This window comes from Janthinobacterium agaricidamnosum NBRC 102515 = DSM 9628, assembly GCF_000723165.1.
Lineage (GTDB): Bacteria > Pseudomonadota > Gammaproteobacteria > Burkholderiales > Burkholderiaceae_D > Janthinobacterium > Janthinobacterium agaricidamnosum.
The window spans coordinates 170,936-190,683 of sequence record NZ_HG322949.1 but is presented as its reverse complement, the minus strand read 5'-3'; the positions used below and the strand labels follow the sequence as shown (position 1 = coordinate 190,683).

Genomic DNA, 19,748 nt, shown 5'->3' with positions numbered 1-19,748 from the left:
CGGAGTCATCGATTTATGAGTTTTTTTAGTCTGCTCAAGGCGGAAGGCTTGCGTATTACGCAGCGCAAGCTGCTGGCCATGATTACCATCTCGGGCATCACCAGCGCCGGCGTATTGGCGTCCGTCAACTACGCGGCCAAGGAGATCTCCAAGGGCAAGCCGACCACGGCCGCGTTCTTCATTTTCCTGGCGCTGGTGACGCTCAATGTGCTGTCGAGCCGCTTCGTGATCCGGGTCACGACATCCGAAGTCGAGCACGTGGTGCACCGCTTGCGGCTGCGCCTGACCGGCAAGCTGCGCGACGCCCAGCTCAACACCCTCGAAAAACTCGGCCCAGGCGTGCTCTACGCCGCGATCGGCAAGGATACGCAAACCCTGTCGCAACTGGCCTCGGTGCTCACCAACGCCGCGCAATCGGTGGTGCTGATCTTTTTTGGCGCGATGTACCTGGCATGGCTGTCGCCGATGGCACTGGCGGTGGCGGCCGGATTTGTCGCGCTGGCAGTCGGCATGTACCTGCTGCAAAGCCGCAAGCTGAACCAGGCCCTCAGCGATTCCGGGCGGCTGGAAAACCGGCTGTTCGACCGCGTCTCCGATTTTGTCGACGGCTTCAAGGAAACCCGCATGAACCGCGGCCGCAGCGACGAGTTGTACGGCCACTTCGCGGAAGAGTCGGAGGCCGCGGCGCGCTCGCGCATCAGCGCCATGACCGCGCTCGGCAGCATCATGGCGTTCGCCCAGACCACGCTGTTTTTACTGGTCGGCACGATGGTTTTCGTGGTGCCGGTGCTGTCCTCGGATTTTTCCTCGCAGGTGGTGCAGACGGCGACGGTGGTGCTGTTCCTGTTCGGACCGATTTCGGCGGTGGTCGGCTCGGTGCCGGCGATGGCGAGCGCCGACATGGCCGCGCGCAGCCTGGGCGAGGTCGAAGCGGCGCTCGGCAGCGGCGCGCGCGACACCCACCACGGCGCGGTGCTGCCGTTCGACACGCTGGACATGCGCAACATCGTGTATACCCATCATGACGGCGCCGGCCGCAACGCGTTCAAGCTGGGGCCGATCGACTTCACGCTGCGGCGCGGAGAGACGGTCTTCATCACCGGCGGCAACGGTTCCGGCAAGACCACTTTCCTGAAGATACTGACCGGCCTGTACCGGCCTGACGGCGGCGCCATCTCGCTCGATGGGCTTGAGCTGGCGCCCACAGACGGCCAGGCCTACCGCGAACTGTTTTCCGTCGTGTTCAACGATCCGCACCTGTTCCGTCGCCTGTACGGACTGAGCCCCGAAGCGCGCGAGCGCGTGCCGGCGCTGCTGCAGCGGCTGGAAATGGTCGGCAAGGTGCAGCTGATTGACGACAGCTTCGACACGCTGGACCTGTCTTCCGGCCAGCGCAAGCGGCTGGCCTTGCTGGTCGCCCTGCTGGAGGAAAAACCGATCCTGATCCTGGACGAATGGGCGGCCGACCAGGATCCGGTGTTCCGCATGAAATTCTACCGCGAGCTGCTGCCTGAATTTAAGGCCGCCGGCAAGACCATCGTCGCGATCACCCATGACGATGCCTATTTCGATGTCGCGGACCGCCGCATTGCACTCAATTACGGAAGCATAGTAAAGGTTGATGATGAAGCTTGACAAGGCCGAAGTACTGGCGCCCGCCGCGACAGGCTGGCGCGCGAAAATCCATCGCTGGTTCGAAGCGAACGTCGTCGAACTGACGGTCGCCGCGCTGGTCGCGCTGGCGATCCTGATCGTGCTGTCGCCGCACGTGGTCTACACCGTGCCGGCCGGCCATGTCGGCGTGCTGTGGAAACGCTTTCATGACGGCACGGTAACCGAGCGCACCTATGGCGAGGGCACCCATCTGATTTTCCCGTGGGATGACGTCGCGCTGTACGACACCCGCACCCGCCTGGGCGAGATGACGGTCGACTGCCTGATGGCCGACGGCCTGTCGGTCGGCGTCAAGGTCGCCTACCGCTACCGCCTGGTCGCCAATAACGTCGGCCACCTGCACCGCCGCCTCGGGCCGCACTTCCTGGAATCGTTGCTGGTGCCCGATATCGCCGCCCAGACCCGCTCGGTGCTGGGCAAGGTCCGCGCCGAGGAAATTTATTCGAACCAGCGCAGCACGCTCGAAGCGGCGATCCGCGAGATCGTCGAACGCAATGTCAAGCGCGCCTCCAACACGCTGAGCGCGACCCCGGAACTGGATATCCTGCACGTGGAAAATGTGCTGATCAGCAGCATCGTGCTGCCGCCAACCGTGCGCGCCGCGATCGAGCAAAAGAACGAGCAAAAGCAACGCATCGAGGAATATGCTTTCCGCGTCAAGGTCGAACAGCTCGAACGCGAACGCAAGCAAATCGAGGCCGAGGGGGTGCGCAACTTCCAGCAAGTTGTCAGCGGCAGCATTACCAACGGCTATCTGCGCCTGCGCGGCATCGACGCCACCACGCAGCTGGCGCAATCGCCGAATGCGAAGGTGGTGGTGGTGGGCGGCGGACAGAGCGGCATGCCGCTGATCCTGGGCGGCATGGACAGCGCGCCGTCGAACACGCCTATGGACAAGGTGGTGGCGCCGGCCGGTCCCGTTTCGAGCCCGGCCGCCGACGCCAAGCCGAAAGCGGCTGCGACGGCGGATCCGCTCGCGGCCAGGAAATAAGCCCGCGCGATCCAGACTGGCCGGCTGTTCGCGCCGGCCAGTTGCCCTGCCTCCGACCGTGGCCCGAAATCGCTCCAGAATGGCCGGGAAACGCTGCCAAGTCACTTGCCTGCTTCAGTGACAGCGAACATACTTCAGCTTCCTGCAACTGATGAAACCGCTGCGTCGCCAAGCCGGTGTCGCACATGAACGCACAAAAACGCACATGAGCACCATCGAAGCTGAGCAAGCACTGCCCGACATCCTCGCACACGGATTAAAAGTTGTTTTTTGCGGCATCAACCCCGGTGTCGATGCGGCGGCGGCGGGCCACCATTTTCTCGGCCGCGGCAACCGTTTTTGGCCGGTGCTGCATCTGGCCGGCTTTACGCCGCACCTGGTGGCGCCGCAAGATGACCGCGGCGTGCTGGATTTCGGCGTTGGATTGACGGCGGCTGTCGGCCGCGCCACCCAGCGCGCCGACCAGGTGCAGGCGGAAGAATTCCAGACTGCCGGAATGGTCTTGCGGGAAAAAATCGCCTTGTATCAACCAGGCTGCGTCGCCTTCCTTGGCAAGGCGGCGTATGCCGGCATCACGGGGAAACGGCAAGTGAATTGGGGCGAACAGGCGCAGCGCTTTGGCGGCGCGCGGGTGTGGATATTACCGAATCCGAGCGGGCTGAATCGAAGCTTCAGCAAGGAACAACTGGTGGATGCTTATTCCGGACTTCATCGGCATCTTAGATGCGTCTAACAAAACGTTCAGGGCAAGGCGCCTTGCCGTAGGCAGTACGAATGTACGACAAGGCAAGGCAACGCCGCCATGGATGTTTTGTTAGACGCTCTTATAATCTCGAACTTGAGCGCCCTGCCATGTCGCCGTACGAGTCCTCAGGCGCGGCGTGACGAAATCCAGGAAGGCGCGCACCTTCAAGGGCACCGGCGCCTGTCCCTTGTGTACCAGGCTGATCGGCAATGGCGCCGCTTCGAACGGCTGCAGCACGACGCTCAATGCATGCTCGCGCAGGGCGTCCGCGACCTGGTAGGACAGTACCCGTATCAATCCCACGCCCAGCATCGCGGCGGCGATAGCGGCCTCCGCCGTATTGACCGCGAGCCGGGAATGAACCGGCACGGACAGCTCCGACTTGCCGGTTCCAAACACCCAGGCGCGCTTGGAAGCGAGCACCTCGAAGGTGATGCATTGATGTGCGCTCAGATCGGGTGGACTGTGCGGCACGCCGTGGGTGGCCAGATAGGCGGGGCTGGCGCAGACCACCCGGCGCACCGCACCGACGCCGGTCGCCATCAAGCTGCTATCGGGTAATTCGCCGATGCGCACCGCGACGTCGGCGTGTTCGTCCATCAAATGCACGACGCGGTCCGTGAGCACCAGGCTGATGTCGATTTCCGGATACTGCGCGAGAAATTCGGCGATCACCGGCACCACGTGCAAGCGCCCGAAAACGACCGGCGCCGTCACCACCAGTTCGCCTTTTGGCGCCGCGTATTCGCCCGTCGCGGCGCGCTCGGCTTCGCCGATTTCTTCAAGTATGCGGCGGCAGGCGGCCACATATGAACTACCGGCTTCGGTCAACGACAGTTGCCGCGTGGTGCGGTGAAGCAAGCGCGTCTTCAGATGCGATTCCAGTTCCGCCACCTTGCGGCTGACCGTCGCCAGCGGCATGCCGAGCCGGCGCGCGGCCGCCGACAGGCTGCCGGCATCAACCACGGCGACCAGAATGGACATGGATTCGAGACGGCTCATAATACTCTATCAAATAATGGGAGGATGATTCCCAATCTTATGGGATTCTCTTTATAAATGCAAACACGTAAGCTGCCACTCTACGCTCCCGATCGCGGCATTCCGCCGCAAATACGGAGGACATTCACATGAAAGGAGAGTGCCGTGAGCGCACTGCCGATTACACCCAAGCATCCTGAGCATGCTGACGCGCCGGCGATAGCCTCGCGCGGCAAGATCGTCATGATGGCAATCATCGCCGGCGCGGTGATCACCAACATCTATTGCACCCAGCCTATCTTGCCCTTGATCGCATCCGGCCTGGGGGTGGACCTGAGCACCGTCGACCTGGTCGCCGGCGCGGCGCTGCTCGGCTTCGCCACCGGGCTTGCCCTGTTGCTGCCGCTTGGCGACCGTTTCGACCGCCGCAAGCTGGTGCTGGGCCAGATCGCGGCGGCCTTCTGCTTTGCCCTGGCGGCGGCCTTCGCGCCCGGCATCTGGCCGCTGATCGGCGCGTCGTTTGGGCTTGGCATCGTCAGCTGCGTGCCGCAGCAACTGGTGCCGTTCGCGGCCGTCATGTCGCGGCCAAGCGAACGGGGACGCTCGGTCGGCACGGTGGTCAGCGGCATCATGGTCGGCATCTTGCTGGGCCGCACCATCAGCGGCGTGGTCGGCGAAGCCTATGGCTGGCGCGCGGTGTACGGCATGGAAGCGGCGTTCATGGTGCCGGTGTGGATCGCCGCCGCCCTGCTGCTGCCACGCGGCGTGCCGACCACCAACCTTTCCTACGGACGGCTGCTTGCTTCGCTGTGGCCGCTGGTCCGCGACCATGGCCCGATCCGTCAATCGATGATGGTGCAAGCGCTGTTGTGGGCCTGTTTCAACGCCTTCTGGGTCAACCTGGCGGCGCTGCTGGCCAGCGGACCATGGCACTTGGGCAGCGCCTGGGCGGGCGGTTTTGGCATCATCGGCGCGGCCGGCGCGTTTGCCGCGTCGCTCGGCGGGCGCGCGGCCGACAAGGTCGGATCGCGCAGCGTCATCGGACTGAGCATCGGCATCGTGACGGTGGCCTACCTGCTGCTGGCCGGCGCCGAATCCTCGCTGGTATTGCTGGTGATCGGCGTCATCGTGCTCGACATCGGGGTGCAAGCGGGGCTGGTATCCAACCAGACGCGCGCCTTCGCGGTCGATCCGAAAGCGCAAGGCCGGATCAACAGCCTATACATGACGGCCACGTTTTTTGGCGGCGCGCTCGGCGTGACGATCAGCGGCTGGCTGATGAGCCGTTTCGGCTGGACCGGCATCGTGGTCTTTGGCGTGGTGCTGGGGCTGGCCGCTGCCTTGATTCACGGCTTCAGCAGCCCGGGGCACGCGGCGCAGGACAAGAAAACCGTCTGTTAACCGCAGATAATTTGGCAAAACAAGAGGGATGCGATGAAGCTGACTTTGGTGGTACTGGACGGCGTGCAAGCGCTTGACGTGGCGGGTCCGCTGGACGTTTTTACGGAGGCGAATTACTTGCTGCGCAAGAAAGACCACTACGACATCACGCTGGTCGGAGGGCGGCCAAGCAGCGTGATGTGCTCCAGCGGCATCGAGTTCAAGGTTCATTGCCACTACCTGGACTTCCAGGCGGAGAGTGACTTGCTGCTGGTTGCGGGCGGACCGGCATATCCGGCATATCAGCCGGAGCCGGCCTTTATCGACTGGTTGAAGCGGCATGTGCAAGGTGCCGGCAGGTTTGGCGCGGTATGCAACGGCGTGTTTTTACTAGGGCACGCCGGGCTGCTCGCGGGCCGCGAAATCACCACCCATTGGGATCACGCACAACGGCTGTCGGCGCAGTTCCCTGCTGCCAGGGTGAGGCCAGACAAGATATTCGTGCGCGACGGGAATCTGTTCACCTGCGGCGGCGTCACGGCGGGCATCGACCTGTGCCTGGCGCTGATTGCCGAGGATTGGGGGCATGAGCTTGCGATGAAGGTCGCAAAACGGCTGATCGTGTACATCCGGCGCGACGGCGGGCAGTCGCAATACAGTCCGTATCTTGCGGTCGGTCCGAATCAAGACTCGCTGGTGAGCAAGGTGTTGCAGTATGTCACCGACCACATTAGCGACGCCTTGACGATAGAAGAAATCGCGGACGCGGTCGGCGTCAGCCGGCGCACATTTTCGCGCGCCTTTGCCAAGCATGCTCACGTCACGCCGTCGATTTTTGTCGACCAGGTGCGGATCGATTTTGCCCGCAAATTGCTGGAGGAAACAGATGTGCCACTGAAGACTGTCGCGTTCCGCTGCGGCTTCCACACAGCAACACAGATGCGGATGATTTTTGCGCGCCAATTGAGTACCACCCCAAAGCTGTACCGGGCGCGCTTTCGGGCCGGCGATGCTGCTTCAATAGCGAACCCGGATGAGTGAAAAAATGGTTTTAAAGCCATGTCCGCTGGCTAGCGGAAACCGGGGCTTGGCCGCTTTGGGGACAAGTCGTATTCCTTTTGGGCCAAGCCGCCGCCGGCCCGCTCACAGCCCGTTGCCGCTGGGGCAGAATCGCCAGCGGCAAGCACGCGCAAACCTCAGCCCGGCTCAGGTCCGGCAGTGCTGAACTTGTACAACCAAGCAATGGAGTCACTATGGAAACCACTCAAGCACGCCGCACCATTCCGGCGCGGGCACGACCGTCTGTCCGATATTTACCGGTCGCCCTGTTCGGCTCCGTCATGAGCGTCGCCGGCCTGGCGTTGGCGTGGCGGCTGGCCAACAAAGCGTATGGCGTCGATATCGCCGTGTCGAACGGCATCGGCATCGTCGCACTGTCGCTGTTCGCTGTGCTGGCGCTGTCTTATCTGGTCAAACTGATCAGGCATCCCGACTTGGTCAGGCAGGAGTTTTCGCATCCCGTCATTGGCAATTTTTTCGGTACCGTGGGCATCAGCGTGCTGTTGCTGTCGAGCGTCATCAGCGGCTACAGCAGTAGCGCCCAGTTGCTTGTGTGGAGTATTGGCACGGCTTTCACGCTGGCACTGAGCGTGGTCATGATTTCGCGGCTGTTGAACGGCAATGCGCTGGCCTCGAGCGCCGTGCCGGCCTGGCTGATCGCCGGCATCGGCAGTCTCGATATCGTGGTGGCCGGAGGATCGCTGACGGCGCAATGGACACACGAAGTGAACTTGCTGGCGGCGGCGATTGGCGGCGTCAGCGCCATCGTTTTCTTCGTGCTGATTTTCTCGCGGCTGGTGCATCAGGAACCTCTTGCCGCGGCCATGCGTCCATCCAAGATGATATTGATTGCGCCGTTTTCGGTTGGCTTTATCGCCTACGTCAACCTGGTGCACAAAGTGGATATGTTTGCCGCGCTGCTGTTCTATTTCGGGCTGTTCCTGTTCGTGATTATCGGCTACCGCCTGGCCGTCAAACCGGCGCCGTTTTCTCCCGCGTGGTGGGCGATCGGCTTCCCGATGGCGGCGCTGGCCAATTCGGCGCTGATCTATTCCGGCACGGTCGGCGGCACAGTGCTGGGCTGTATCGCCGCGCTGTTGCTGTTCCTGCTGACGGTGGCCATCGCGGTACTGTTTATCCGCACGCTGTACGCCTTGCTCAGCGGCCGTTTGCTGACCGCCTGAATATTGGCGTATCGGAGTATTGAAATATTGAAATATTGAAAAATAAACCAAGCAACAAGTGAGAGGATATATGAACACACCATTGAATCTGGGCCAGAATCTCGACGACTATGAAGACTTTTACGAGATGGTGAGCGATTCGCAGCGCGACCTGGACGAGGGCCAACGCACCATGCTGAACAGCCAGCTAATCTTGCTGCTGTCGAATCACATTGGCGATCTGGCGATCTTGCGGCAGGCGTTTGCGCTGGCGCGGGTGAATGTGGAAAGGACGCTGCCGCGCTGAGATGCCGGCGCTCATCAATCTCCGCCGCTACGCGGGGCTGCTACAGATCAGCATGGCGCATAATAAGGGGAACTCGGCGTCCGCCTGAGTTCCCTTAGCCTGGAGCAGCGATGAAAAAAATGGTCTTGTTGGTGTCGGCGTTTTTCGTGATGAACAATGTACAGGCGGGGCCGCTCGATCCCGCGCTGGCGCCAGGACAGAATTTCGACCTTGCGCCTTTCCGGCTGCAAACGCTTGATGCCAACCTGCAATTCACCGAGATCAGCCCCATCGACCGCTATCAGGATGCGTATTTCTTTAGCGATCAGCGCACGGGGGCGATGACATTCCGCGTGCCTTCGGGGGCTGGCCATAGCGGGAATTCCGAGTTTCCCCGTGTGGAATTGCGGGAAGAACGCGACTGGACCATCGATGCGGGCAGCACGCAGCAGCGTGAACTGTCCGTCGCGCTGCGGGTGCTGGCTGAGCCCGCTACCGGGGAATTAATCTTTGCCCAGATACACGGCGAACGCAGCGGCGGTTCGGAAGCGCTGAAGATGCGCTGGAGCCACGGCGACATCGTCATGGGCGTGAAAAAGCATTACGGCGACCCGGAACAGCGCATCCCCCTGTTGCACGGGGTGGCCTTGGGTAGCCGTATCGAATGCAATCTGGCCTTCCGCGGCGACACCTTGAACGTCGAGGTGCGCAGCGGGACAGAGGACGCGAAATACGAATTCAGCTATGCCGCGGATGCCTGGCAATCGACACCGGTGTATTACAAGGTGGGAGTGTATTCGCAAGACAAGCAGCAGGACGGCACCACGGGCAGCATCGCCGTGGAGCATCTGGCCTTGAGCGAGTAGAGCTAAAAAGCGGATGCCGTCACCGGCATCCGCTGCCACAGCCTCGGAGTTGCACCGGGATGATGGAGATCAGCTATCCATGATCCGATATTGGCAGATTAATCGGTCTGAGCGCAAACACTCCTCGGTGACCGGACGTCCGGTCGCCTCGGCAAAGTAAGCGGCGATTGCCTTGCAGACGCAGGGGGTTGCGCGCACGGCCCCCGCAACGGGACAGCTATAATTGCGCACCACGACCGCACCTTCCTCAACCACCGCTTCCGTATTGGCGCCTAGCCCATCCACGATCGCCATTGCCTGGGCCAGGTTCTGTTCGAAATCAGTGGACGATGGGATGTTATTCTCCCGCGCCAGCCGGCGCCCCGTTTCCACCATGACTTTTTCTAGCTGCCGCTGGTCCAGTTGTTCGCCAAGCGTTGCCAGCAGGCCCATTAAAAAGACGGGATAAGCGCCTGACGCGCTATCCTCGCTGCCCGCCGCCGCCTGATTATGGAAGCCTGCCCTACTTTGGTGTGAATACCTTCAAATTCACCAATGCCAAAGGCGCTGTCAGCTACGGACGCTATCAAATCGTTCCAGCCGATGGCGCACACTATCTGACGGATGCGGAGGCGGCCAAGATGGCGCACGATTACCTGGCGTCGGAGATCGGCCAGCGCGTGGCGCGCGCGCCCGTGAAGTTCCGCCTGATGTTGCAGATCGCTCAAAGCGGCGACGTGCTGAACGATCCTTCGGTCGCATGGCCGGACAGCCGCCGTACAGTAGAGCTGGGCGTGCTTTTCATCACCAAACTCGCGCCCGACAACAACGAGGCGCAGCACCGTCTGTTATTCCTGCCCAATGCACTGCCTGCCAGTATTGAAGTGCAGGACCCGATGGTCAATGCCCGCTCAGCCTCGTACGTTGTATCGTTCGGCCGCCGTCAGCAATAAGTGCGGTAGTCGGCGGGAATGGTCATGAGTTCACCGGACTTGCTCCGCTTTTTGTAGAGTCCTTCACTCGACCATGGCTTTAACGTAGATTTGCATATAAGAATGTCGGGTAGCTTGGGCAAACGACTTCAGTACGAAGCTCCGCGATTTTCTCTCCTTGCAGTGATGTAGGCAGCGAAAAATCGAACTCGTTGTCTCTGTCGTGTGTGCCACCGACGCGTGACCCCTTTCGATTTGCCTTCCAATAGGACAGCCCTTGGTCCAGCCTAACTACGATTCCCGATCCATCTTGGAATTCGATTTCCAGAGTCCTCGCGTGCTCGGCATCATATTTTTTTATCAGCGAAAACTCGATTTCATACATGCCACAATAGGCGAATGCTTCCTCAATAGCTGCTTGGCGAAGTGCCTCATTGGTCCAATCCATCCAGACGGGTCGTGGTGCCGACGCAATCTGGGATGTGGTACTTAGTGAGACTGTTTCGATTACAATCTGCTGCGGATTCCACTGATCCTCATAACGCCGCTTCAAACCATTGATGACTTCAAGCAGCAATGCAACCGGCAGGGGCGCATTAAGATAACGATCGCGATACGATACTCCGACAACGTTATTATTTCCCCGACTTAATGGCGATGCCAGATCTGGGTAAGCTTCGAACAGGTCGCGCCAGAAGCGTTCACCAAAACCCTGTAGACTTCCGTTCCATTGATCTGTGACCTGGAGTTGATAGCTGTTCGCTTGGTTGGCAGGCATCAGTTCTCCCACCGGAACCTCTTTAACAGATGCAGGTTCAATTCCAAGCCCCCGTACCAAAGTTTGCCCCGCGCTTGCTCCCCACTGAGGACCGACACACCCCGCCAATTCATTCGTCATCGCCCAAGATATAGTTCCACCTAAACTAGCGATCTGCGCCAGCAAAACACCCGCCCCAATTAATGGGCTCTTCTTGCAGGTTCCAATACTCACTGTCTCAAGGTTTGCCCACGCATTGAGCATTTGACGGTTTGGCATTGAGATCGTTTGCAGAGCCGCCTCTGAAAGCACAAAGGTAATCGGCTTACCAACACCAATCCAGCGGTATAGGTAGCTTCGCAGAGTCGACGCCGGCAGGTCCCAGTCTGTAACATCACCGTGCAAGTAAAGATACAGCGCGGTATTAGTTGGAGCTGTTAGTTCACGCCAAATTGCTTCCGCTAACGGCTGGTATTCAGCCTGACTATTCGCTGCTCCAAAAAACGCATACTCAACTGGCAGCTGCATGTCACGGATCCAAGCTTCGGTAAGGAAAGCCAGCGCCGCGTGCCGATTTAATAACTCGTTCTGGAAACGGGTGTCGTAATTATCCAGGCAATGCTGGCACGCGCTGTCGCATGACTTGGGGCAGTGCAGAGCATGCGCGGCCTTGCGCAACACAGCATCGATGCGGTCGCTGACGGTACTCACATACCCACTTGCATTATTGTCGTAGACCAAAATAGAACGGCAAATGGTCCCGCCATCTGCGCGCACTTCCTTAGTACTACATCCCAGTTCATCAGATTGAATTCCCAGCATGTCTGCAATCGCCGAGCGAATCGCAACCGCCAAGGAGAAAGCCGCTGCTTCGTCTTGCAGGTAATCGCCGTCTACAGTTTGAAGCTGCAGCTCAAGTACATCAGTACGCACCTCGTGTCCCAAGTGTAGGTGCGGCATAATCGACCACGGCTCATCACTGCCTGAGCAAACTGCACTTTCACCACCGCGCTTACCTCGCAAAGGCTTATGTGGATGGCGAAAAATAGCGGGCAAATGACCTTTTAAAGATGTCGTGGCCGAACTGTCGTCCCCCATGGGTTCGGCCCTGCCACACTTGAGGCAAACTGCATATCCAAGGTCATGCGCACCAGACGAATGGAAATAGGCGGCCCCCTCTGGGCTCGCACGGAAACGTCCGAGCCGCGCGTTCGGCAACGAGGTCCACTCTGCGGAGACGTGAATCCAAGGAGACTGCGGCTTTATAAACTGTTGATGCGTCACATCGTTATGAATGTCTGCATATAGGTCAACGGCAAACCCTGCCGGTTCAAGATACTTGCGGATACCATCTGGAGGTATGGGCTTTGCGCACTCAGCGCAGTGAAGGGTTGAATCGACGTTTGGCTCTGTGCCGTTCGCACCACATGATCGACACCGCCAAGCAGTTCGGATGCTCTGGATTTCGCGAATCTGCTGCTGTGCTGCAGGTGCATGCCAGTTGAGCGTAATACCAGCACTCCGGTAAACCATACCATCCATGACCACGTCGGAACCTGGGGCATACTCACGTAGCGCGGTGACAAGGTCGCGGCTGGGCAAATCGCGATGACGCATACGGTTGTCTTCTCGGTGTGCTGCCTGCTGCTTATTGCGCTTAATTTCCTCGATATTAAGCGTATCGAAGGACGCAATATGGGACGGGAATCCATATCCCGGCAGGAAACCTTCCGATGCCAGTTCCGACAAAAGATATTCCGAAGCTAGTCGACTACGTTGAATGCTGAGGGCCTTGCATGCAGCCTCCTTCTGCATTGCTGGTGACGAAAACTCGGAAATTCGCGCGTCTATGCTAGCGTACTCTTCGTACCATGCATTGCGTACCCGCAGCATCTCGGCCGCAGCGATCTGCGTTAATCCGGTGAGAGCAGTAGTACCATCGAAACAGGTGTTACGAATTAGCGAGCGCAAGCCCTTTGACAGTGCCGCATTATTCTTTCCCAGGAAATTTTCGGCCCAGTTGCAAAACTGATCCACCAGCGCTGCATCGTGCGGAAGGAAGAACCAAGCACAATCGAGTTTGTTCAGGTCCATTCCGCCTGTACCGGCTCTAACACGCAGAAAATTTGAAAGTAGCATCGAATTGACGTGACGCTGCACTATCGCGCTACTCGACAACGAAATGGCTGGCAAGGGCAAACTAGTGTCAAACGGCCAACGCGTATTGTCGAATACGGACTGATCATGGGGGTTATTCTTGCAAACAGTAAGTGCTACCGACCTAGTTTCGCTGCGGCGGCCGGCGCGACCTGCTCGTTGTAAATAGTTAGCCGGGTGCGGTGGCACATTATTCATCGCGACCACTGAAATGCCACCAATATCAACACCCATTTCCATGGTGGTCGAGCAACTCAGTAGGTTTAGATAACCGTTCTTGAAGTCGCGCTCGTAGTTCCCCAAGCGACGTGCTGGCTGTTGCGCGGAATGCTCGGCTGCCCGGAAATAAGCCGCCCCCTCAACGATACGGTCGCTTAGATCAGACCATATGCCTTCCTCTCGAAAGGTCGTGATCTCCGGTGCCGTCATCAGCCAAGATCGGATTGCTTCCAGGCGTTCGCTTTCTGAGGTAAAACTCTGCGATAGCAGGGCATAAGATGGCAGGGTAATCGGATAACACTCCGCCGTGGCGGGACTAGGATTGTCGCGCGGCAAGTACGGCGTAATGCTCCGAAATGTTGTGTCCAATATACGCCGTGTTACTGGACAAATCCAAGCACGAGTGATTGGAACGAACCCAATGGCATCGAAGGTCAAGTAATAGCCGCCACTCACACTGCCCTGCAAGATGCCGCAACCAATCAAGTCGTCCCATGCATTTCGTAACAGCGAATCAATTGCATCGCGACCGTCCGGAGTGCGTGCATCGATCTTCAAGCCATATGCCAGCAACCGTGCCAAGCGTGGGTCCCGGCGGGCTCCAGATACCTGCGGCCATTTCAGGAAAGGATGGCCGGCCTTTTCTTTAGATTGTGGCCCAAGTAGGTACTTACGAGGTACCTTATTTCCTCCCCACTTCATCCACGAGGTTGGCAAATCAATGCAGGTGTTTTCACGCACGAAGAAGTCGAGTGAGATTTTCAAGAACGACTTCCACTCTTCAAGTGACATGCCTCCCAAAACCGGCTTCGCTTGGATCGCTTCCAATTTGGGGTAGTGTACCGCCACGAGTCCCATGGTTTCGCTGCTGTTTACTCGCCGCGGACGGCGAGCAAATTCTCGAGCGAGTAACATTTTTGCGAATTCGCGTAACCCGTGAGGGCCACTAAACAGCTCTGGGTCCAAGCCCAAGTAGAACTCGTACATGCGCTTAACGTCCGGCTCGTTGGTAGTGAGGTGCTCGGCCATATCGTTGAAGCCCACAGGCTTAAAGACGCTAGCCTCGACAATCTCCTTTTCGAATGTGCGTATCAGATTTTCCAAGCCTGCATTCGGGCCTGCAACGAGCGCACTCTGGAGCGTCGAAATCTGCTCCTGTTTCTGCCTGATGACAGGGTTCTCAGGCCCATTGGCCAAGCTAGCGACCCTAGCCAACACAAGTCCCCGAATCCGATTCCGCTCAGAATCCTGCTGGATCTTCGCAGCAATCCGAGCGGTTCCCTGTCGGCTGTCGGTAAATGTGATCATTCTCTTACCGCGATAAGGCTTAGTAAGCGGTTGTTCTCCGTCCTCGCAAAATTCGAGTAACGTAGGAATAATCTGTCCTAGCAAAAACGGTGATCCCAATATGGCGCGGCGTGCCAACGGCGACTTAGCGCTTTCGACTTCATTACAACATGGACAACGAAGCGCCATGCGACCGTCCTTTTGTGCCTCTTCATCGCGGATGTCGAGACGCAAGCAGGCCACACTATCATCCGGTTCGACTTGCAGCGTTAGCCTATCGACCCTAGTTCCAGTAGTGGCACCAAGGATCCGATTCGCGATAATGACCTTGGTTCGGCTAACATGGACAACCACTCCAACGTCATCTTCTCCGCCTTCGTCGTCGCTCGGCTCAACATCGAGAGAGAATTCGTCGACGGCATCACTATCGGTTGCTTCTAAAAAGTAGCCATGCTCTGTGAGGCCAAGCATAGCTGGCAAAAAGCTTTCGCCACACTCGCTGCATGAATTGATTTCGAACACCGGCACACCGCACTCGCAGCGTTTGCGCTGCTCCATATAGATCTTACCGAACGGCCATTCGGGAACATCCAGCAGACTATTCGCCTTGCAGGGACACTGTGAATCAGCGCACGCCCACAGGCCAGCAAGCACTTGGTGAAACAAGTGCGCACGCAGTGGAAGAAATGGTTCGAGTCGTCCCGATGGCAGGACTCGTGTTGTGCCGCTCAGCAGGTCCAGCCACAGCAGGCTTTGTGTTTGTTTCGTTGACGTGTCCACTGCTGCCGGAATTAAGAGTTCGCATAGTTCAGATAGCTGCGCCACAGGCTTACGATCCGGCGGCTGAGCAAACCTATTGCGCAATTTCATTGCAGTATCGTTGCCGGCTAGCGCGGCGAACAGGCGCTCCCCACTGTCCGTTTCGCCAGCTAATTCCTGCAAAGTTTGCAAAGAAGACTGCCGGTGACGATCATCGGCCGGCGGCAGCACTGGCACCGATCGCTGCCCCGCCACTACATGCACTTGCTCAACTCCCACCCCAGCCAGATCAGCCAGAAAAGTGCGTAGCTTAATGCCTGCCTCGCCAGATGGATCACCAATAGTTGCCGAAGTTGCGACGAATCGAACTTTACTCGCGTCGACCCCAAAGCCGTGCAATACGCGCCGTAACAGCAGGGCCAGCTCTGCTGCTTGCGAACCGATGTAACTATGCGCCTCATCCAACACGATCCATTCGAGCGTACCCTTAGATTTCTCAAGAATCGACGCATCTTGGGCGCGTACTAGCATGTACTCCAGCATAGTTGCGTTGGTCACTAGGATTGGAGGCGGGACCTCCCTGAGCGTTTCGCGGTCGAGCACTTGGTTTGGCACTTGGTCACGTTCGCGTTGGGGTACCTTGTGCTCGGTATTGCCGTTATATAGGCAAAAGCGCAGCGAATCGCCAAAGGCATGGGTCCACGCATGCAGTCGGTCGCGTTGACTATTAATCAGCGCGTTAAGCGGATATAAAAACAGTGCGCGCACACCGACCAGCGGACGCCGAGCGGCTTGCTGCTCACGACACAGTCGATCGAGAATCGGAACCATGAAGCATTCTGTCTTTCCAGAACCAGTGCCACTGGTGACCACCACTGACTGCGGCAAGTCGCTGGCCAGCAAACGCCATGCTTGCAGCTGGTGCACGTAAGGTGTTGCGCTTCTGGGGAAGCGATAATCGTCACGCAACTCGTCGGGCGGAGCATCCATAGCGTCAACCAGTGCCGACGATAGTAAGTTGCCAGCCAAATCACCCATGGTTGCGGTGGATGCTTCCCAACCGAACGTCGCTTCGAAGACAGGATCGCCCAGGAAACTACCAGACTGACCGAACGGTGCAGTAAATTGTTTCAGCAGATACCTGCGCAAGGCTGGATTGCTGAAGGCAAGGCGGCTTACCGTTGCGTATTTAGTACGCTCTGCCATGTCGGGCAATAGTTTCGAATAATAAAATGGCTTCATGTTCAATCAGTTCGTTGTTATTGGGATGGCCGGCACGGCTCCAGACACGATACACATCGCCACGGCTTGGTCGAATGCATGGGAAAACCAGTCGCGGTCGAAATCTCGATATTGACGCAGCTCCGTCAAGCGCGCCGGGTCGCTCCACCAATGGCATAACGCTCCTGTGCAACTGCAGAGCGCAAGTAGCACAGGCATGTTGGCCACACAAGCCTTCGGGTTCGTTGGATCCCAGAGCAGAGTGAATGCCGTGCTGGCAATCGCGTCAGGTAGCTTCAGTTTAGCGATGAGGTCGCCATACAATGGTAAGGATGGAGGATGTCGGTCAGCCGAATTGCGTAAGACGATGGTTTGGATCGCCGCATCTGGACCATGCCACAGCCGCGCCTTCAAGTCCTGCAACTTGGCATGCATCAGCGGTGCCACGATTTCCACCTCCTGGCCGGTGTGTTGGAATGAGATGAACGCAAGAAGGGTGTTGAGCGCAGGGAAATGTAGCCGGATGCTGCGCAGCGTTTCTCCGACCCTGTCGATGATTAAGGCCGCTCTCGCAGAGCTGTCCACCATTGGCATTAAGGCTTGGTATTGGATGCCGATCTTGACGCAGGCATCGTACCAAGTTCGGAGCGGTACGGTTTCCCAAAGTACCCCAAGTTCGCTGTGGAACCGCCAACACATGGACATCACATGGTCGAGCGAAGCACTTTCCCAGCAACGGCATGCAAATGCAGCCAGCGCGGATGGGTTCATGGCGAAGGCTCGCCAGATATCCAAAGTCGGTAGCGTGAGGTGTCCAATATTGCACCAGATCCCTTCAATGAGCTGCCAATCAGGGTGGGCGTAATCATCTGCTAGCGTGTTAAGCCGACGCGCCAGGATCGCGCGCCGTCGAATCGGATCGCTTATCTGCAACACATCATAGATTGACTCCGGGGCTAGAATATAGCCGGTCGGCATAGTAACCTGGGGCTGGGCGACGTCAATCATCACGGCTCGAAAACTGTAGCTCGAACCGGAAGCCGGATAAATCAACCATTGATGATCGGGGGCATTTACAGGCAGGCTCCACCTACCCGACGGAACGCCCTCTGACTGCTGCTGCACCAACCGGATGCCGGGATCTTTATGCATCGATCCGATTGGAACCGCAAACAACTCTATCCCTGAAAGCGCAGCGATCGGCAAGCGCGGCAGGTCCGAAGGTGATATCCCGACACTGGCCCCGTCTGGAATTAAAGCGAATTCGTAACGTTTAACCAAAAGCGAAGCAGCCTGCTTCCTGCCGGCCCACAACGCGACAGTGACGACGGCGTCAAGCACGTCAGTATGGCTCAGCAATGAGTTGATATCGCTCTGGTGGTCAATCAGCCGCACTTCGGCACGGTTGTCTTCTAGCTCGAGAATATGCTCAATTGAAGGGACTGCGGCGAGGCGGTCGAGGCCAGTGTAACGCAACGAGAAAACCAGTTTATGTTGTACCGGATGGTCCGGGTTGGAATCAAACAAGCGCAGGCGGACACCAAGTAGTTGATCGAGAGTGATCGTGGAGTCTACTTCAAGCCGATTGTCATTTCGGTCAACAAATCGCCCACCCGAGGCAGGAAACGGCACCGTTAGAAAGAATGGTACCGGACATGTCTTCCAATCCAAGGTAAGCCGAAGTGATTCTGGTGGATGATTAGTTGCATCCACATTGATCGATAACCAGTCGATAGTCCGTTCGCAACGTAAGGCTAGCGCTCGATCCTCCAAGGTAACTGCATCCACTGCCCAAACGGACGGAACATTAATGCATCCCTCAGTCACAGATGTCCCCGATTGAAATCGTAACGGCTGGCGATCAAGGATCACCATCCTGTTGCGTAGACGAAGTTCGCCATTGACTCGCCACAGAACATCGACCGGTCCGCGAGCAGCTGCGGCACTTACAACGCGCGTAGTCCCGGCAACGCGCCATTCAAGCTGCTGAACAGGAACAACCTCGCGCGCACCATCTGGGGTATAGCGACAAAGCTTTGGGGCACCATAAAAGGCTAGGGTCGGGGAAGATGCAAAACCCAAACGGCGGCCCTCCCACACCGGTCGCTCGGTTTCCGCGCCAGCCTGCCCGGTATGAACTCGATATGTGTGTATGCCGTCGAACACAGCTGCCACACCAACGACCTTGAATACCGATTTCGCGAGGGAGTCGCTAGAGAAACGGCCCAAACGCTCGACTAAACTATCGGGGCCCTCGCTAGAAATGTTCCACGTATCGTCAATGACCAAATAAGCAAAGTCCTGACGAATACCCGCGCTACCTTGGGCAACCAGCCGGCATTCCTCTCCGTTTGACGTAAAAACCCAAGGCGACGCCACGTCCATTTCCATACCGCCTGGTACCGGTATGCTGATCGACGCGCGACCAGGCAACGCACTGCATAACAAGTGCTCTCGCAATGCGGCATCTCCGCGCCACTGCGAGCATAAGACCGCGAACTGAAAACGTGCAGGACCTGTTCCAAGCGTCTTACGAACATCCGCCGCAGAGTACTGCTTATCTAACTGGAGATCGACTGCGAACCGAAATGGCAAAGTGCTTTCATCAATATTTAGTATGCCAGCCAGAGGTTCGGCCAGCAGCAGTTTAGGAAACTCCACGCGTGAAACTAGCGTGTATACGCCTGATTCTTCCACCAGTAAACGCTCAGCAACCACTGGCGCGGCGCGCGTTTCGGTTTCAATCGCGGCAGCGTCCCCGACGAGATCGCTTAGCAAGGCAATCGCAGCATGATCATCTAGGGCTACAGGGAAGCGTTGGCGCCATTGCGGGGCTAGACTATCAAGTCGGGCGACCGCGTTGTCGCCCTTGTTCAACTTGAATTCCCGCTTGAGGTCAAGCACGGTACCGACGACTTGCGCAATCAGCAAATGCACGGCATCGTTCTGCAGGCTCTTAGGCAGCTTGTCCTGGTAATCAGCCACCATCACGGCTATTTCTCCAACCTCGGCACCTAGCCGCGCGGCTCGTTTGAGAACAGCCCGAATAAGACCGTAGATGTTGCCTTTGGATTTCGCCAGCAAAACCCGTGGCAGGCCCCCTTGCTCAACCAGAACGCCGAAATATCTTTTGCCGGAGGTTGGGATCTGCTGCCTCCAATATTGCAATCCAATCTGGACGCATTCGGTTCGAAATTGAGCGGGCCAGCTATCGGGATCACTGCCGAAAGAACCAATAACGTCATCCCATCTCCAAGCACCGCCTGCGTACTCGCGTTGCCACCATGCGGCT

Annotated in this window: 13 protein-coding genes (1 of these 13 cut by a window edge); 9 read left to right on the top strand and 4 right to left on the bottom strand. The window is 58.1% G+C overall.

Annotation, left to right across the window (positions count from 1 at the left end):
* The first annotated feature begins 15 nt into the window (after positions 1–15).
* The 3 genes from GJA_RS00780 to mug all read left to right on the top strand — a co-directional run bounded on the left by GJA_RS00780 (position 16) and on the right by mug (position 3,398).
* Positions 16–1,635 (top strand): cyclic peptide export ABC transporter, encoded by a 1,620-nt coding sequence (locus GJA_RS00780; RefSeq protein WP_051780094.1) that lies wholly within the window; start codon positions 16–18, stop codon positions 1,633–1,635.
* A complete protein-coding gene (locus GJA_RS00775; protein ID WP_081905191.1) occupies positions 1,622–2,665 on the top strand; it encodes a prohibitin family protein in 1,044 nt (347 codons plus the stop codon). Before GJA_RS00780 ends, GJA_RS00775 begins: the two co-directional genes overlap by 14 nt.
* Before the next feature lie 205 nt (positions 2,666–2,870).
* Positions 2,871–3,398 carry a G/U mismatch-specific DNA glycosylase gene (gene mug, locus GJA_RS00770; RefSeq protein ID WP_038487669.1) on the top strand — a complete coding sequence of 176 codons (528 nt, stop codon included), beginning with the start codon at positions 2,871–2,873 and terminating at the stop codon, positions 3,396–3,398.
* An 81-nt stretch (positions 3,399–3,479) separates the two neighbouring features.
* Here the strand turns inward: mug and GJA_RS00765 are convergent, their stop codons facing one another.
* The gene (locus GJA_RS00765; protein WP_051780088.1) at positions 3,480–4,412 is read right to left on the bottom strand and encodes a LysR family transcriptional regulator; all 933 of its coding nucleotides are present in this window, start codon (positions 4,410–4,412) and stop codon (positions 3,480–3,482) included.
* Positions 4,413–4,556: 144 nt separating this feature from the next.
* Between GJA_RS00765 and GJA_RS00760 the strand changes: the two genes are divergently transcribed.
* The 5 genes from GJA_RS00760 to GJA_RS00740 all read left to right on the top strand — a co-directional run bounded on the left by GJA_RS00760 (position 4,557) and on the right by GJA_RS00740 (position 9,145).
* Positions 4,557–5,792: an MFS transporter gene (locus tag GJA_RS00760; RefSeq protein ID WP_038487666.1), complete on the top strand. Its 1,236-nt coding sequence runs from the start codon at positions 4,557–4,559 to the stop codon at positions 5,790–5,792.
* A 33-nt stretch (positions 5,793–5,825) separates the two neighbouring features.
* Positions 5,826–6,812, top strand: coding sequence for a GlxA family transcriptional regulator (locus GJA_RS00755; protein WP_038487663.1), 987 nt, complete (start codon positions 5,826–5,828; stop codon positions 6,810–6,812).
* 212 nt (positions 6,813–7,024) lie between these two features.
* Positions 7,025–8,014: an SLAC1 anion channel family protein gene (locus GJA_RS00750; RefSeq protein ID WP_038487661.1), complete on the top strand. Its 990-nt coding sequence runs from the start codon at positions 7,025–7,027 to the stop codon at positions 8,012–8,014.
* A gap of 70 nt (positions 8,015–8,084) precedes the next feature.
* On the top strand, positions 8,085–8,300 hold the full coding sequence (locus tag GJA_RS00745) for a DUF2783 domain-containing protein (protein ID WP_038487658.1): 216 nt from the start codon (positions 8,085–8,087) through the stop codon (positions 8,298–8,300).
* Between the two features lie 110 nt (positions 8,301–8,410).
* Entirely contained in the window at positions 8,411–9,145 is a 735-nt protein-coding gene (locus tag GJA_RS00740) for a polysaccharide lyase family 7 protein (RefSeq protein ID WP_051780084.1), read from the top strand.
* Between the two features lie 69 nt (positions 9,146–9,214).
* On the opposite strand, the gene GJA_RS00735 is transcribed toward GJA_RS00740, so the two are convergent.
* Positions 9,215–9,577: a helix-turn-helix domain-containing protein gene (locus GJA_RS00735; RefSeq protein WP_174526005.1), complete on the bottom strand. Its 363-nt coding sequence runs from the start codon at positions 9,575–9,577 to the stop codon at positions 9,215–9,217.
* An 80-nt stretch (positions 9,578–9,657) separates the two neighbouring features.
* On the opposite strand from GJA_RS00735, the gene GJA_RS00730 reads away from it, so the two are divergent.
* Positions 9,658–10,077 (top strand): catalase, encoded by a 420-nt coding sequence (locus tag GJA_RS00730; protein WP_051780083.1) that lies wholly within the window; start codon positions 9,658–9,660, stop codon positions 10,075–10,077.
* 79 nt (positions 10,078–10,156) lie between these two features.
* Here the strand turns inward: GJA_RS00730 and GJA_RS00725 are convergent, their stop codons facing one another.
* Positions 10,157–16,477 carry a DEAD/DEAH box helicase gene (locus tag GJA_RS00725; protein WP_038498207.1) on the bottom strand — a complete coding sequence of 2,107 codons (6,321 nt, stop codon included), beginning with the start codon at positions 16,475–16,477 and terminating at the stop codon, positions 10,157–10,159.
* Positions 16,478–16,483: 6 nt separating this feature from the next.
* Positions 16,484–19,748, bottom strand: partial view of an STY4851/ECs_5259 family protein gene (locus GJA_RS00720; RefSeq protein WP_206778339.1) — the 3' portion only. It continues 8 nt past the right edge of the window; 3,265 of the gene's 3,273 nt are visible here — the last part of the coding sequence; its start codon lies off the right edge, out of view; the stop codon is at positions 16,484–16,486.